The organism is Pseudomonas sp. CROZ-RG-20F-R04-15 (assembly GCF_022662375.1).
In the GTDB taxonomy this organism is placed as follows: domain Bacteria; phylum Pseudomonadota; class Gammaproteobacteria; order Pseudomonadales; family Pseudomonadaceae; genus Aquipseudomonas.
This window is the reverse complement of sequence record NZ_JAKNQL010000024.1, coordinates 1-15,288: the sequence shown is the minus strand read 5'-3', so window position 1 is coordinate 15,288 and position 15,288 is coordinate 1. Positions and strand designations below refer to the sequence as shown.

The window sequence follows — 15,288 nt, the reverse complement described above, 5'->3', positions numbered from 1 at the left end:
CACCTGCTTGATGGAAAATTTTTGATTGGGTATTGACGCAGATGCGCGAGACGCACGAAAGCGCAGGGTGCGACGATCTCACTTGAACGGTTATCCGTCCAATCGGAAGTGTTCAAGTGACTATCGATCGGCTCTATCAGCCACGGTTTTGCTGGCTCTGAACACTGTGAAAGGCACCGATAGAGCCGCTCGATAATGTGGTTGGCCAGAGTGATTAGACAGTACTCATAAGTGGCACTTAGGCTGCTCGGCAATCTGATTAATTACTGCCGGAGAGTGCCATGAGCGCCAAAGCGGATGCCCTGTTTGTCCCCCTGAATATTGCCGTGCTGACGGTCAGCGATACCCGCGATTACGCCAGCGATACCTCGGGCCAGTTGCTGGTCAGTCGCTTGCTGGAGGCCGGTCATACGTTGAGCGAGCGCAACTTGCTCAAGGACGATCTGTACAAGATCCGCGCACAGGTGGCGAACTGGATTGCCGACGACACCGTTCAAGTGGTGCTGATTACTGGCGGCACTGGCTTCACCGGTCGCGACAGCACGCCGGAAGCGGTGGCCTGCTTGTTTGATAAGCAAATTGACGGGTTTGGCGAACTGTTCCGCGCGATCTCGATTCTGGATATTGGCACCTCCACCGTACAAAGCCGCGCGTTGGCCGGGCTGTCGAACGGCACGCTGGTGTGCTGCCTGCCGGGCTCGACCGGTGCTTGCCGTACGGCGTGGGAAGGCATTCTGGCCGAGCAACTGGATAACCGTCATCGCCCGTGCAACTTCGTTCCGCACCTGAAAGCGATGCAAGCCTGCGGAACACGTGGATGAATCGTTCACCCTTGATGCCGGTCGACGACGCACTCGACCAGTTGTTGCGCATGGCTGTTCAGCAAACGTTGGCAGACAGCGAAGTGCTGGCGCTGGATGACGCGCGGGGCCGGGTGCTGGCCAGTGATCTGGTGGCGACTCTCGATTTGCCGCCCTGGCCGAACAGCGCCATGGACGGTTATGCGCTCAATCTTGCCGATCTGCACCGACAGCCGCTGAAGGTCTCGCAAAAGGCTTACGCCGGGCTGGCGCCGGACACGTTGCTGCCCGGCACCTGCGCACGAATTTTTACCGGCGCGCCGCTGCCGCCCGGCGCCACCTGCGTCGAGATGCAGGAGAACGTCGAAGTGCTGGAGGACGGTCGCGTGCGCTTCTTGCAGCCGCTGAAAGCGGGGCAGAACATCCGCGCGCAAGGTCAGGAAAATCGCGTCGGCGACATCCTGCTGCGGGCCGGCAAGCGCCTTGGGCCGTTCGAACTGGCGGTCGCCGCCGGGCAAGGGCTGGCGCACCTGCACGTGGTGCGGCGCCCGCGTGTGGCGCTGCTGTCGACCGGTGATGAACTGGTCGAACCGGGTCAGCCGTTGCGCCCCGGCAGCATCTACAACAGCAACCGCGTATTGCTCGGCCACTGGTTGCGTGAGTTGGGCTGCGAGGTGATCGACGCCGGCATCCTCCCGGATCGCCCGGCGCAGACGCGGCTCAAACTTGAGCAACTGCAAGTGAGCGCGGATCTGATTCTGACTACGGGCGGCGTGTCTGCCGGTGATGCCGATTGCCTCGGGCAAGTGCTGCGTGACAGCGGTAAACCGTTGTTGTGGAAACTGGCGATCAAGCCTGGAAAACCGCTGACAGTCGGGCATTTCGGTACGGTGCCGGTGATTGGCCTGCCGGGTAATCCGACCTCGGCACTGGTGACGTTCGGGTTGTTGGCGCGGCCGTATTTGCTGCGCATACAAGGTGTCGAAGACGTCATGCCGCTGAGTTTTACGGTCTGCGCGGGCTTCGACTGGCACAAGGCTGGCGGCCGCCGTGAATACCTGCGGGTGAAACTGGAGGCGGGGCGAGCGGTGCTTTATCCGAATCAAAGCTCCGGCGTTCTGCTCGGCGCAACCTGGGCCGACGGCCTGGTGGAAATCCCTGAGAACAGCACGCACAACCTCGGCGACCCGCTGCGCTTCATCCCCTTCAACGAACTCTTCTGACCTAACACAAATTCAACCTGTGGGAGCGAGCCTGCTCGCGAAGAGGCCGGCACATTCAACACAGTGTTGTCTGACCTGACGCCTTCGCGAGCAAGCTCGCTCCCACAGGGTTTCGGGGTGTCTGGAGAGAAGGCTCAGCTCAGCACATAGTCCACCGGCTTCAACGCTGGCGGTACCTCTGCGCCAAGCTCGGCGAGGATGTCGCGCTCGATGGTGCGCACCAGCGCATCGGTCGGCAGGTCGTTTTCGTCGCGGCCAAACGGGTCTTCAAGTTCATCGGCAATCGCATCCAGGCCAAAAAATGTGTAGCTGACAATCGCCGTAAACAGCGGCGTCAGCCAGCCCAGCGGTTCAGCCATGGCAAACGGCAGCAGGATGCAGAACAGATAAATCGTCCGGTGCAGCAATAGCGTGTAAGGAAACGGCAGTGGCGTGGTCTTGATCCGCTCACACACTGCTTGCGCCTGAGTCAGGCTGGTCAGGTGATTGGCCAGCAACATGTAGCGCCACTCCGTCAGCTCACCGTTTTGATGCAGATCGGAGCACTGCTGACCAACCGTTTGCAGAATCCGCCCGCTGTAATCCGGCGTCTGCGGATCAGGTTTGGGCGTAATCCATTGGCTGCTGGCGTCCGCTTCGCTTTCCTTGCGCAGCCGCGCGTTCAACGCATGAGCAAAGCCACACAGATTTAGCAGCAACGGCTTGCGCTCAGCCGACTCACGAATCACATGGGTTTCACGAATCACCGAACGAATGTGCACGATCACCTCGCCCCAGGCCTTGCGCGCCTCATACCAGCGGTCATAACAGGCGTTGTTGCGAAAACTCATGAAGATCGACAGTGACAAACCGAGCAAGGTAAACGGCGTGGCATTGACCTTGGTGAAGTTGCTCGGATGAAGGATTTCCACCAGCACGATGGCCGAGGCGAGCAGGGTGACCATCAACGTGCGCATGGCGATGCGCTTGGCAATCGAACCCTTGAGGGTGAAGAGGATGGCGAACTGGCTGACCTTGGGTCTGATGATCATGCTGTGCGGTTCCGATAACCGATGAAACTGGCGGGATCAGCCGCCGGTCATGTTCATGAAGCGCACGACCTGAACATCATCGTTCACTTCGAAATTGTGCCGATACGGCTTGAGTTTCATCGCCTCGACGATGGCTTTCTCCAGCCGCTGCGGTTGCCCCGGGTGCGCACGCAGCACCGCTTTGAGATCCACCGAATGCTCGTTACCCAGACACAGTAGCAGGCGCCCTTCGACGGTGAGGCGCACACGGTAGCAGGTGCCACAAAAGTTGTGGCTGTGCGGTGAGATAAAACCCAGGCGAATCTCCGGCGCCTCGGCCAGCCGCCAGTAGCGCGACGGGCCTTGAGTCGACTCGGCAGAGTCAATCAGGGTATAGCGCTCGGCGATTTTTTCGCGCACCTGCGCGCTGGAGAAAAACGACTCGGCGCGGCTGTGTTCGCTGATGATCCCCAGCGGCATCTCTTCGATGAAAGAGACGTCGAGCTGACGGTCGATCGCAAAGCGGACCAGATCGTTGATCTCCTGATCATTGCGGCCCTGCATCACCACAACGTTGAGTTTAGTGCGGGTAAAACCGGCCTTGCGTGCGGCATCGATGCCGTTGATCACCTGCGCCAGATCGCCGGTGCGGGTCATCTGTTTGAAGCGCTGCGGATCGAGGCTGTCGAGGCTGATGTTCAGGCGTTTGACCCCGGCATCGAACAGCGGCGCGGCCAGTTTGCCCAGTTGCGAGCCATTGGTGGTCATGCACAACTCGCGCAGGCCGGGCAGGGCGGCGATCTGCTCGCACAACTTGACCACGCCCGGACGGATCAGCGGCTCGCCACCGGTGAGGCGAATCTTGCGTGTGCCGAGCGCCACGAAGCTCTGCGCCAGTTGATAGATCTCTTCCAGGGTGAGGATTTTTTGCCGTGGCAGAAACTGCATGTCTTCGGCCATGCAATAGACGCAGCGGAAGTCGCAGCGGTCGGTCACCGACATGCGCAGATAGTCGACGCGGCGGTTGTAACCATCGATCAAGACGCGCTCTGACAAGGAAGCCTCGCAGGAATGAAAACCGCTGTGGAAAGCGTGGGGGCAACGTAGGTTATGGGCAACGTTCCATGGCGTCCAATCACTGTGAGTGACTGATCGATTGACGCCATCGATGACCCGATTCTTGAGTATCACAGATCATGGATACACCGCTTGGCACTGAGGGAGCTGTGTTGGCCAAGAATGACGGGGATTGCACCGATCACTGTGGGAGCGAGCCTGCTCGCGAAGGCGTCAGGTCAGACAACGTTGATGTTGAATGTACTGGCCTCTTCGCGAGCAAGCTCGCTCCCACAGGGGAGGGTGGTGAACTTGAGAGCGGGTTACTGCGCGCCGAACATTGCGGTCCAGTAGATCCCCGCGCTGCTTTTCGGGTCGGTCGCGTAAGCGGCGCCGAGTTCCTGGTATTGCGGGTTCATCAGGTTGGCGCAATGGCCGGGGCTGGCGAGCCAGCCTTCGACGACTTTGTGCACGGTGTCTTGCCCGGCGGCGATGTTTTCGCCGACCTGTTGGCCGCTGTAACCGGCGAGTTCCGCGCGATCGCCCGGGGTACGGCCGTCGCGGTCCTTGTGGTCGAAGTAATTGTTGTTGGCCATGTCGCGGCTGTGATCCTGGGCGATCGTGCCCAGTGTCGCGTTCCAGGCCAGCGGTGCGGCAGCGGCGAAAGCCTGGCCGCCACACTGCCGCGCCTGGCTGCGGGCAACGTTGAGTTCACTGAGCAATTTCTGCCCCTCACTTTGCGCATCGCCCAACTTGGCCGACAGCAGCGGCCGCGCCAGCACGATGCGCCAGTCACGGTCATCACGGCTGACACCGACATCGACAAACTGCGGATCAAGCACCACCTGACAGAAGCTTTCCTTGATCGCCTGCATCGCCGACGCCGCATCGCGCGGGCCGTTAAGGGTGATCGCCTGCACATTGACCATCGGGTAACTGGCGCTGGCCATGGCTTGCTGCAGATCGACGGCACCGGTGGCGCGTAATCTCAGCCGTGGATCAGCCGACAACGGTGGCAGTTCATTCGACGCCTGCGAACCGCAACGCTGTGGTTGGCTACGGTAGCTGTTGATCGACTCGATCAATTGCGACTCATCGCCGGCCATGGCCGGAATGGCAAACATAACGCCCACGGACAACGCGGCAAGACGCAAAACGGATGGCATGAAGCGCATGGAAATCTCCCTTGAGCTGAATGCGCCCATGATGCGCGAAACGACCCCGGTGAGTGCAATGTCTTTTTTCTTCATCCAGCCGTTTTTCTGCGCAACTTTGCATTTGTATTTGCCGTCTACACTCACCGAAGACCCCGGAAACCGGGTGTCTCCCCGACGTAACACCTTGCCCGACTCGGGCGCTGCCGGAAGAACAGACATGGGATTGAAAGGCTGGGCGGGTTGTCTCGTATTCACCCTGTTGGCAGGCTCTGCATGGGCCACCGATCAGGCTCCGATCAAAGCGAAGGCTGAAGAAAAAGCACAAGTGCTGGAAGAGAAAGCGGCGGACAAAGTCAGCGCCGCGCCGGCGCCGAAAGCCGAAGCGATCACCCCGACCGAAGTGCAAGCGGTCGACCCGGCCGGCGCGGCGCCGCTGGACGATCCGATCACCTGTCTGGCGCGCAGTATCTATTGGGAAGCCAAAGGCAAAGACACCCCGGAAATGGAAGCCGTGGCCAGTGTGGTGATGAATCGCCTCGGTCACGAGGGCTTCCCGGACACGGTCTGCGCTGTCGTCAAACAAGGTTCGGAAACCAAGAGCTGCCAGTTTTCCTGGTGGTGCGACGGCAAACCGGATCAGGTCAAGGAAGATGCCGAATACACGCTGGCCAAGGATATCGCCCGCAAAGCACTGAATCGCCAACTCAAGGATCGCACCAACGGCGCGCTGTATTTCCACGACCGCAACGTGCATCCGAGCTGGGCCAAGGAGTACCGCAAGACTGCCGAAACCGGGAAATTTCTCTTCTACAAACCGGCCGGTGGTGACGCGCGTTAAGCGCAGACCTGCCGGACACAATCGCGCAGCCAGCGATGCGCCGGGTCTGCATCCATGCGCGGGTGCCAGAGCATCGACACGCTGATGTCCGGCATCGTGAAGGGCAGGGCGAAACTGTGCAGGCCGGTGCGCAGTTTGCTGGTATGACGTTGGGGAACGGTGGCGATCAGGTCTGATTCGCGTACCAGCGTCAGCGCTGCCGAGAATCCGCCGAATGAGGTGACGATATCCCGCGTCAGGCCGAGCGTGAGTAGCGCTTCGTCGACCGGGCCGCTGCTGCGCCCGCGTCGTGAAATGAGAATGTGCTCGCCGCCGGCAAAGCGCTTGCTGGTGATTTTTCCCGTGCTCAAGGCATGCCCCTCACGCACCACACCAATCCACTGATCCTGAAACAGGATGCGGCTGTGCAGCGTCGGGTCGGTGCTGTCATCGACCACGCCGGTTTCCAGATCGACGCGGCCTTCGCGCAGCGGCGTGCTGTCCTTGTCGGCCTTCTGCACAAAGCGCAAGCGCACGCCGGGCGCCTCTTCAGCGATGCGCGCGAGCAGGGCGGCGGCGAAGGTTTCGACAAAACCATCGGTGTTGCGCAGGGTGAAGGTGCGTTGCAAACGGCCGGGATCGAGCACTTCGGCAGGTCGTAACACCGCCTCGGCGTCTTGCACCAGATGACTGACCCGTTCGCGCAATTCCAGTGCGCGCGGCGTTGGCACCAAACCTCGACCCGCGCGCACCAATAACGGATCCCCGGTGGTTTCGCGCAAACGGGCGAGGGCGCGACTCATGGCCGATGGGCTCAGCCGCAGACATTTGGCGGCACGGGCGACGCTGCCTTCGCGCAGCAAGACGTCGAGGGTGATCAGCAGGTTCAGGTCCGGCGCAGTCATGACATGGCGTTCCGTGCAGGTATTGAGTGCAAAGCATGCGTCTTGCGCCGTGTCTTGTCGAGGCTCAGGCTATGGCGGGTCACCTTTGCATTGTGAGCCCGCCATGTCCCACGAATCCCTGAGCACACCTGCCCGCTGGGCGCTGACCAGTCTGGCCTTGTCAATGTTGATGCCGTCACTGGACACCAGCGTCGCCAACGCCGGGTTGCCGATTCTGGCGTCGGCGTTTGCGGCGACCTTTCAACAGGTGCAGTGGATCGTTCTGGCGTATTTGCTGGCGATCACCACGTTGATTGTCAGCGTCGGGCGTCTGGGCGATGGTTTTGGTCGGCGGCGATTGCTGCTGATCGGGATCGGCATTTTCACCAGCGCCTCGTTGGCTTGCGCGTTGGCTCCGGGACTGGGCTGGCTGATTGGCGCGCGGGCGGTGCAAGGCGTTGGCGCGGCGATCATGTTCGCCTTGACGGTGGCCCTGGTGTCAGAAGCCGTGCCCAAATCGCGGGCGGGCAGCGCGATGGGGTTGCTGGCAACGATGTCGGCGACCGGCACCAGTCTTGGGCCGTCGCTGGGCGGGCTGTTGATGACGCATGTCGGTTGGCAGGCGATATTTCTGCTCAACCTGCCGTTGGGGTTGCTCAATATTTGGCTGGTGTACCGCTTTTTGCCAGCGGATCGGGCAACAGGGCCGCGTGCAGCGTTCGATTATTCTGGCAGCACAGTCTTGGTGCTGACGCTGGCGGCCTATGCGCTGGCAATGACGCTTGAAGGTTTGATGTTGCCATTGCTGCTGGCCAGCCTGTGCGGCGCAGGATTGTTCATCGTGGTCGAGATGAAGGCCAAGTCGCCGCTGATTCGTTTGTCGCTGTTTCGCGACGTGCGACTGAGCAGCAGTCTGGCGCTGACGTTGCTGGTGACGACGGTGATGATGACCACGCTGGTGGTCGGTCCATTTTACCTGCACCGGGGTTTGGGCCTTAGCAGCACAATGGTCGGAGTGGCGTTATCGATCGGACCATTGTTGTCGGCGTTGAGTGGAGTACCCGCGGGACGTTTGGTGGATCGCTTCGGCGCGCGACGGATCGTGCCGGGCGCGTTGCTCGGGATGGCCGGCGGCTGCAGCTTGCTGGCACTCCTGCCCATGAGTCTGGGACTGCCCGCGTACGTAATGCCGATCATGGTGATTGCCGCCAGTTACGCGTTGTTCCAGGCGGCCAACAACACCGGATTGATGGCGGGGGTCAGTCAGCAGCAGCGTGGCGTGGTCTCGGCGATGCTCGGGTTGGCGCGCAACCTCGGTTTGATCACTGGCGCGGCGGTGATGGGCGCGGTGTTTGCGCTGGCAGCGGGCGATCCAACGCAGGCGCCGGCAACGGCGATTGCCAGCGGCTTGCACATCACTTTTGGCGTAGCGGTGGCGTTGATGCTCATGGCGTTGATCATCAGCCGAGCACAGTTCAACTGTAGGCGCGAGCCTGCTCGCGAAGAGGCCGGCACGGCCAATATCTCCGGTGACTGACACACCGCTTTCGCGAGCAGGCTCGCTCCCACAGGGGGTCGGGTTGATCAGTGGATTTTCGGCCGCACCGAGATCAAATGTGGGATCGGGTTGATCAGTAGATCTTCGGCCGAATCGAGATCAAATGTGGGAGCGAGCTTGCTCGCGAAGAGGTCGGCACAGCCAATATCACCAGAGACTGACACTCCGCTTTCGCGAGCAGGCTCGCTCCCACAGGGGACAGGGTTGATTAGTGGGTTTTCCGCCGAACCGAGATCAAATATAGGAGTGAGCCTGCTCGCGAAGAGGTCGGCACAGGCAATATCACCAGAGACTGACACTGCGCTTTCGCGAGCAAGCTCGCTCCCACAGGGGATTGGGTTGATCAGTGGATTTTCGGCCGCACCGAGATCAAATGTGGGAGCGAGCCTGCTCGCGAAGAGGCCGGCACAGCCAATATCTCCAGAGACTGACACACCGCTTTCGCGAGCAGGCTCGCTCCCACAGGGGATTGGGTTGATCAGTGGATTTTCGGCCGAATCGAGATCAAATGTGGGAGCGAGCTTGCTCGCGAAGAGGCCAGCACAGCCAATATCTCCAGAGACTGACACACCGCTTTCGCGAGCAAGCTCGCTCCCACAGGGGATCGGGTTGATCGGTAGATCTTCGGCCAAACCGAGATCAAATGTGGGAGCGAGCCTGCTCGCGAAGAGGCCGGCACAGGCAATATCTTCAGAGACTGACACACCGCTTTCGCGAGCAAGCTCGCTCCCACAGGGATTTGTGGTGTTTCGGCGATTTATGTTGATTGCCGGGCGGGGAAGAACAGTTCGAAGCAGGTGATGCCATTGGCACTGCTGGCGCTGTAGCGGCCCTGATGCAACTGCATGATGGTTGCCACGATCGACAGGCCCAGCCCATTCGATTGTGCTGAACGCTCACGGGACTGATCAACGCGGTAGAAGCGTTCGAACAGTCGCGTCAGATGTTCAGGGGCAATGGTTGCGCCTTGGTTGCTCACCCGCAAGTAACTGCCGTCCACCTCGGCAATCGCCTCCACCTGCACCGTCGAATCCGCCGCGCCGTACTTGATCGCATTGGCGCACAGGTTGGCCAGCGCGCGGCGCAGCAGCATCGGCTCGGCCCAGATCACACCGCTGCCGCGCGCCTCGATGCTCACCCCGACATCCGCCGCCAGCCCTTCAAAATAATCGGCAATGCGCTGCATCTCATCCGCCGCGTCCAGCTCCTGGCGTTGGCTCAAGGCGCTGGCCGGATCGGTGCGGGCGAGAAACAGCATGTTGTCGAGCATGCGCGTCAAACGTTCGAGCTCTTCGACGTTGGAGGCGAGCAATTGCTGATAGGCCTCGACACTGCGGTTCTGCTGCAGCGCAACCTGGGTTTCGCCGAGCAGATTGTTGATCGGTGTGCGCAACTCGTGGGCCATGTCGGTGGACACCTGACTCAGTTGTGCGAAGCCCTTGGCGAGCCGATCGAGCATGGCATTGAAAGCTTCGATCATCGGCTGCAATTCTCGCGGGGAACCGTGACTGTCGAGACGTTCGCCAAGGTTGCCGACGCCGATACCGTGGGCGTGTTTCGCCAGGCGCCGCAACGGCAGCAAACCGCGATACACCAACAGGCAACCCACCACCGCCAGCAGCAGCGCCGCCAGCGAGGCGAGGCCATAAACGCTCAAACGGTAATTGGCGAGCATTGCGGTGCGCTCGCTCATCAGGCGCCCGGTGGTGACTTGCAGATTGCCCAGTTCGCCGGAGTCGATACTCGCCGCCACCGCCGAAAACGGCACACCGTCGACGCTCGGCAGGTGCTGCACGTCTTTGAGCGTCATCGCCTGGTCGATGGGCACCGCCGGCAACGTCGGCGGCTTCAGATTACCCGGGTTGACCACCAGCAGCGGCGGTTGCCCCGGCGTGCCGATGGTCAGCAGCGCTTCGCGGTTGCCGAGCATGTTCTGGAACAGCGCGGGTTTGTTCTTGATCAGTTCCAGGGTGTTGCTGTCGTTGAGGAACGTGCGCAGTTGATCGACGCGGCTGACCAGTGAGATGTCGTCGCGGCGAGTCAGTTGTTCTTCCAGTTCGCCATACAGCGCGGCGCCGAGGCCGGCCAGCGAAGCGAAGGCGAGCAGGGCGAAGGCCAGCGCCAGGCGCAGGGTCAGGGAATACGGACGAGGGCTATTCATGGCTGCGTATCGAAGCGATAGCCGATGCCACGCACGCTGTGGATCAGCTTGAGCTGGAACGGATCATCGATTTTCGCCCGCAAGCGGCGCACGGCGACATCGACCACATTGGTGTCGCTGTCGAAATTCATGTCCCAGACCCGCGAGGCGATCAGCGAACGGGCCAGCACCTGCCCGGTATGGCTGGCGAACAATTGCAGCAACGCGAACTCCTTGTTGGTCAAGGTGATGCGCACACCGGCGCGGCTCACGCGGCGTTTCAGCACGTCAATCTGCAGATCGGCGACTTGCAATTGTTCGTCTTCATGAATCGGCCCGCGGCGGGTCAGGGTGCGCAGGCGCGCCACCAGTTCAGCGAAGGAAAACGGCTTGATCAGATAATCATCGGCGCCCAGTTCGAGGCCTTTGACGCGGTCGGCGATGTCATCGCGGGCGGTGAGGAACAGCACCGGCGTGTCAGCTTCCTTGCGCAACCGGCGCAGGACTTCCCAGCCATCCATCCTGGGCATCATCACATCGAGCACAATCACGTCGAAACTGTGTTCCAGCGCCAGGTGCAAGCCGTCGGCACCGTCGCGGGCGAGGCTGACGCTGTAACCCAGTTCCTGCAAACCGTTGAGCAGGTAATTGCCTGCCTTGGGTTCGTCTTCGACAACCAGAATATTCATCGATCAGTCTCAATGGTCATTGATGCAGCCGCTGCCTTGTACGTCATAGTTCAGCACATGCTCGCGGCCCTGATGGTCGAGGTAATTCAATTGCGCCGGGACCACGCCACACGCTTGTGAAATATCGGTGCTGGACAGGACTTTGTCGACATCCAGATTGACGTAGAAACCGGATTTGTCATGAATCACGGCGGTGTCGGGCATGTTCGCGGCGAACGCGCTGCCGGTGGCGAGGAGGGCGGTGAAGGCGAGCAGAAGGGTTTTCATGGTCAGTCACTCAGTGGTCGGAGTTGATCGGCATTGGCGCCGGGACAACTTCAGGCTACCGAGCGATCCGCACGGCAAACCGACAGCGGAATGACAAAGTTGTAATGAAACGGTGTGTGAAGATTTTCCAGGCTAAACGCTAACCCTGTGGGAGCGAGCTTGCTCGCGAAGGCGTCAGGTCAGGCGACATACATGTTGAATGTGCCGACCTCTTCGCGAGCAAGCTCGCTCCCACAGTGGGTTGTGTGAAGTTGAGATCTTCAGCTCGCATGCGTGTTCAGGATGCTCGCCACTTGCTGCGGCTGGCAGTTCAGATACGGCGAGGATTTCAACCAGCGCTGATCCGGGTACCACGAAAACATGAACTGGCCATTCTTCAACCGGTCGATCACCTGCTTGGCAATCTGCGGCCGAACTGCCGGGCAACCCTGGCTGCGACCGATGCGCCCCTGTTTCTTGCTCCACAACGGGTTCACATAACTGGCGGCGTGAATGACGATCGCGCGATCACGGGCCATGTCATTGAAACCCGGCTCCAGACCGTCCATGCGCAGCGAATAACCGTGGGTGCCTTCGTAGCTTTCCTGTGTACGGAACAGGCCAAGGCTGGATTGATAGCTGCCTTCGACATTGGAAAACTGCGTGGCGAAATTTTCCCCGGAGTTGGAGCCGTGGGCAACCAGATCGCGTAGCACCAATTTTCGTTTGCTCAGGTCGAAAATCCATAGACGGCGTTCGGTGGATGGTTGCGAATAATCGATGATCGCCAGATGACGGGACGGTTTCGCACCGCTGTTGACCGCGCATTGCATGGCGTTCAGGGCACCTTTCAGCGCCTGGGGATTGAGTTCTGGCGCGGCGTGCGCGAGGCTGGTGTAGAGAACCGGCGATGGTTTGCCGGCGGCAAAAACGGGACTGGACACGGCGACAAGGGTCGCGGTGGTCAACAGAAGTCGGCGCAAAAACGTCAACATTTTATAAAGTGTCCTCACTTGCTACTTATTTGGCACTTTGGCTCCTGACTCCCAGTCAATACCCGCAAGCCCGTCGATCGAGCCTGACTGTTCAGCGCACCTGATGTAAGGTTGGCCATCATCAAGACGGCCATGGATTGGAGTAAAGCAGTTGTTCAAAAAGTACGCATGCTACTTGAGCATTTGTTTGCTCGCTGCGCCGTTTGTCGCTTGTGCCGATGAACCGCTGCCGCCGCTGGAGACCTTGCCGACGCCGCCGGCGGAAATGCCGGTCGAGCCACAAAGTCCGTTGCAGGCTGTGTTGATCAGCCTGCCACAGTCATGCCCGGCGATTGCCGCACAGCTCAACGGCCCGGCGCTGACGCAGTTGCAAGCGTTCTATGAACAGCAGGACTGGATGCCGGTATGGGCCAGAGAAACCGCACGATTGCAGACGTTACACGGTCAATTGCAGCTCTTGGCTGACGATGGTCTGAATCCGAAACGCTACCCGGTCGCACTGACAGCGCCGCAGGATGGCGAGTTGTGCGCCGACATCGACATCAGTCGCCACTACCTGCAAGCGCTGCAGGATTTGCATTACGGTCGCCTGCTGCAATCGCACTTCGAACCGCTGTGGCATTCCGACGACACCCCGCGTGACCGTCAGGCGGAATTGTTGGCCATCGCCGTACCGGGCATGCACGACATTCCTGCCGCGTTCGACCTGGCGCGTCCGCGCCTGGCGCAATATCAGGACTTGCGTCAGCTCTATGCGGCGCAACGGCTCAAAGCCTTGCCGCAGTGGCAAGCGGTGGGCAACGGGCCGCTGCTGCGCCCGGCCATGGAAGACAAACGCGTACCGGAACTGGCCCAGCGCTTGTACAGCGAGGGCTATCTGGCCCACGCCATCGGTACACCGGGCAACGCCTATGACGGTGTGCTGGTCGACGCCGTGAAGAGTTTTCAGGCCAATCATTCCCTTCAGGCTGACGGTGTAGTCGGGCCGGGGACGATTGCCGAACTCAACATCAGTCCGCTGACCCGCCGCGAACAACTGCGCGTCAACCTTGAACGTTTCCGCTGGATGGCTCAGGACATGGAGCCCAATGGCCTGCTGGTCAACGTCGCCGCCGCTGAGCTGACGTTGTATCAGGGCGGCGTGCCGGTGTGGCAGACGCGTACTCAGGTGGGCCGCGCCGAACGCCAGACGCCGCTGCTGAAATCGCGGGTGACGCGCCTGACCCTGAACCCGACCTGGACCGTGCCGCCAACCATCTGGAAAGAAGACAAACTGCCGGAAATCCGCAAGGACCAGACCTTCCTTAGCCGGCAGAACCTGCAAGTGCTCGACGCCAATGGTCAGCCGCTGGCGGCAGCGGATATCGACTGGGACAACCCCGGCAATATTCTTCTGCGCCAGGACGCCGGGCCGCGCAATCCGTTGGGGCAAATGGTCATCCGCTTTCCCAACCCGTTCTCGGTGTACCTGCACGACACGCCGAGCAAGGCGCTGTTCGAAAAAGGCCCGCGTGCTTTCAGTTCGGGCTGCGTGCGGGTCGAGCATCCGATGCAACTGCGCGATCTGCTCCTGACCCCGGCGGAAAAGGCTCGCACCGAAACCTTGCTGGCCACCGGCACCACCCACGAATTTCGCCTGTCGGCGCCGGTGCCGATCCTGATGACCTACTGGACGGCGCAGGTCGACAGCAGTGGCCGGGTGCGTTACTCGCCGGACATCTACAGCCGTGACAGCGCCTTGCTCGCCGGACTCGACCGGGCGCACTGAGCCTCAGCGGGTGCTTCTGTTCCAGAACACCCGCGCCAGCCACGCATCGACACTCAACTTGCCAGCCCCGGCGAACACCAGCGGCAGCAGCGCGGCGAGGTAAATCGCCGGCAGCTTGAAGTTGCCGAAGCCTTTGTTGGTGATCGCATAACCCTGCGCCAGTTCACTCAACGACGACCAATCGGCCGGCCAGTGCACGGCGGCGGTGGCGACGACGGTTACCACGATCAGCGAAATCGCTGAGATTCGCGTACCGAAACCCACCAGAATCGCCAGCGCGCAGATCAGCTCGGCCCACATCGACAGTTCCCAGTTCAGCGTTGCCGGCAGTTGATCGAAGGGGAAGGGGAATCTGTCCTGAATGTCTTCGAACCAGTTCTGCCCGTTGAATTTCTCCAGCCCGGATTCGAAGAATTCCCAGGCGATGAACAGGCGCAGCGTCAGCGGGGCAAGCCAGCTGCCGGCGCGGTCGAGGTTCAGGTGCAGATGTTTGACGGCGGTGGAAAGGGTGGTGGTCATGGTGCAGCTCCGGTGAATTGAATGAAATCTACCGGGGCATTTCAGCGTCGGGGTGTATCGGGGATGTGTCGGCGGGGTGGCGGATTGTGCTTTTGGTGTGTCTGCGGCTTCGGGGTATACAGTGCGATACAGTCAAAAGCCCCTCACCCTAACCCTCTCCCAGAGGGAGAGGGGACTGACCGCGGGATATTGAAGAGGTACGCCGACGTGAGAGTTTTCTTCTGAATCCATAATCGACTCAGTCTTTCAGGTCGATGGATTACGCCAGACACCTCGGTCGGCTCCCTCATCCTAACCCTCTCCCGGAGGGAGAGGGGACTGACCGCGGGATATTGAAGAGGTACGCCGACGTGAGCGTTCCTCGTTGAATCCATAATCGACTCGGATTTTCAGGTTGATGGATGACGCCAGACACCTCGGTCGGCT

Annotated in this window: 15 protein-coding genes; 5 read left to right on the top strand and 10 right to left on the bottom strand. The window is 60.7% G+C overall.

Annotated elements, in window-relative coordinates; translation table 11 throughout:
• Positions 1-281 precede the first annotated feature (281 nt).
• Together moaB and glp are read left to right on the top strand one after the other, a co-directional pair.
• Positions 282-821: a molybdenum cofactor biosynthesis protein B gene (moaB, locus tag L8H52_RS25075; RefSeq protein ID WP_242209220.1), complete on the top strand. Its 540-nt coding sequence runs from the start codon at positions 282-284 to the stop codon at positions 819-821.
• Positions 818-2,023, top strand: a complete 1,206-nt coding sequence (glp, locus tag L8H52_RS25070; RefSeq protein WP_242209219.1) for a gephyrin-like molybdotransferase Glp — start codon at positions 818-820, stop codon at positions 2,021-2,023. The genes moaB and glp overlap by 4 nt, the downstream gene beginning before the upstream one ends.
• 134 nt (positions 2,024-2,157) lie before the next feature.
• On the opposite strand, the gene L8H52_RS25065 is transcribed toward glp, so the two are convergent.
• The 3 genes from L8H52_RS25065 to L8H52_RS25055 all read right to left on the bottom strand — a co-directional run bounded on the left by L8H52_RS25065 (position 2,158) and on the right by L8H52_RS25055 (position 5,264).
• Positions 2,158-3,054, bottom strand: coding sequence for a bestrophin family protein (locus L8H52_RS25065; RefSeq protein ID WP_242209218.1), 897 nt, complete (start codon positions 3,052-3,054; stop codon positions 2,158-2,160).
• 36 nt (positions 3,055-3,090) lie between these two features.
• On the bottom strand, positions 3,091-4,089 hold the full coding sequence (moaA, locus tag L8H52_RS25060) for a GTP 3',8-cyclase MoaA (protein ID WP_242209217.1): 999 nt from the start codon (positions 4,087-4,089) through the stop codon (positions 3,091-3,093).
• Between the two features lie 323 nt (positions 4,090-4,412).
• Positions 4,413-5,264, bottom strand: coding sequence for a CAP domain-containing protein (locus L8H52_RS25055; RefSeq protein ID WP_242209216.1), 852 nt, complete (start codon positions 5,262-5,264; stop codon positions 4,413-4,415).
• A 199-nt stretch (positions 5,265-5,463) separates the two neighbouring features.
• Here L8H52_RS25055 and L8H52_RS25050 point away from each other — a divergent pair, with 199 nt between their 5' ends.
• Positions 5,464-6,084 carry a cell wall hydrolase gene (locus L8H52_RS25050; RefSeq protein WP_242209215.1) on the top strand — a complete coding sequence of 207 codons (621 nt, stop codon included), beginning with the start codon at positions 5,464-5,466 and terminating at the stop codon, positions 6,082-6,084.
• On the opposite strand, the gene L8H52_RS25045 is transcribed toward L8H52_RS25050, so the two are convergent.
• Positions 6,081-6,968, bottom strand: coding sequence for a LysR family transcriptional regulator (locus tag L8H52_RS25045; RefSeq protein WP_242209214.1), 888 nt, complete (start codon positions 6,966-6,968; stop codon positions 6,081-6,083). The genes L8H52_RS25050 and L8H52_RS25045 overlap by 4 nt on opposite strands.
• A 103-nt stretch (positions 6,969-7,071) precedes the next feature.
• Between L8H52_RS25045 and L8H52_RS25040 the strand changes: the two genes are divergently transcribed.
• Entirely contained in the window at positions 7,072-8,484 is a 1,413-nt protein-coding gene (locus L8H52_RS25040; protein ID WP_242209213.1) for an MFS transporter, read from the top strand.
• 47 nt (positions 8,485-8,531) lie between these two features.
• Here the strand turns inward: L8H52_RS25040 and L8H52_RS25035 are convergent, their stop codons facing one another.
• The 5 genes from L8H52_RS25035 to L8H52_RS25015 all read right to left on the bottom strand — a co-directional run bounded on the left by L8H52_RS25035 (position 8,532) and on the right by L8H52_RS25015 (position 12,575).
• Positions 8,532-9,209, bottom strand: coding sequence for a hypothetical protein (locus L8H52_RS25035; RefSeq protein WP_242209212.1), 678 nt, complete (start codon positions 9,207-9,209; stop codon positions 8,532-8,534).
• A 53-nt stretch (positions 9,210-9,262) separates the two neighbouring features.
• Positions 9,263-10,666 (bottom strand): heavy metal sensor histidine kinase, encoded by a 1,404-nt coding sequence (locus L8H52_RS25030; protein WP_242209211.1) that lies wholly within the window; start codon positions 10,664-10,666, stop codon positions 9,263-9,265.
• Complete coding sequence (locus L8H52_RS25025) at positions 10,663-11,334, bottom strand: heavy metal response regulator transcription factor (protein WP_064119333.1); 672 nt, start codon at positions 11,332-11,334, stop codon at positions 10,663-10,665. Before L8H52_RS25025 ends, L8H52_RS25030 begins: the two co-directional genes overlap by 4 nt.
• Before the next feature lie 9 nt (positions 11,335-11,343).
• A complete protein-coding gene (locus L8H52_RS25020) occupies positions 11,344-11,601 on the bottom strand; it encodes a DUF2790 domain-containing protein (protein ID WP_242209210.1) in 258 nt (85 codons plus the stop codon).
• A gap of 260 nt (positions 11,602-11,861) precedes the next feature.
• Entirely contained in the window at positions 11,862-12,575 is a 714-nt protein-coding gene (locus L8H52_RS25015) for a murein L,D-transpeptidase catalytic domain family protein (RefSeq protein WP_186625430.1), read from the bottom strand.
• A gap of 151 nt (positions 12,576-12,726) precedes the next feature.
• Between L8H52_RS25015 and L8H52_RS25010 the strand changes: the two genes are divergently transcribed.
• On the top strand, positions 12,727-14,343 hold the full coding sequence (locus tag L8H52_RS25010; protein ID WP_242209209.1) for a L,D-transpeptidase family protein: 1,617 nt from the start codon (positions 12,727-12,729) through the stop codon (positions 14,341-14,343).
• A 3-nt stretch (positions 14,344-14,346) separates the two neighbouring features.
• Here the strand turns inward: L8H52_RS25010 and L8H52_RS25005 are convergent, their stop codons facing one another.
• Positions 14,347-14,862 carry a DoxX family protein gene (locus tag L8H52_RS25005; protein WP_242209208.1) on the bottom strand — a complete coding sequence of 172 codons (516 nt, stop codon included), beginning with the start codon at positions 14,860-14,862 and terminating at the stop codon, positions 14,347-14,349.
• Between the last annotated feature and the right edge of the window lie 426 nt (positions 14,863-15,288).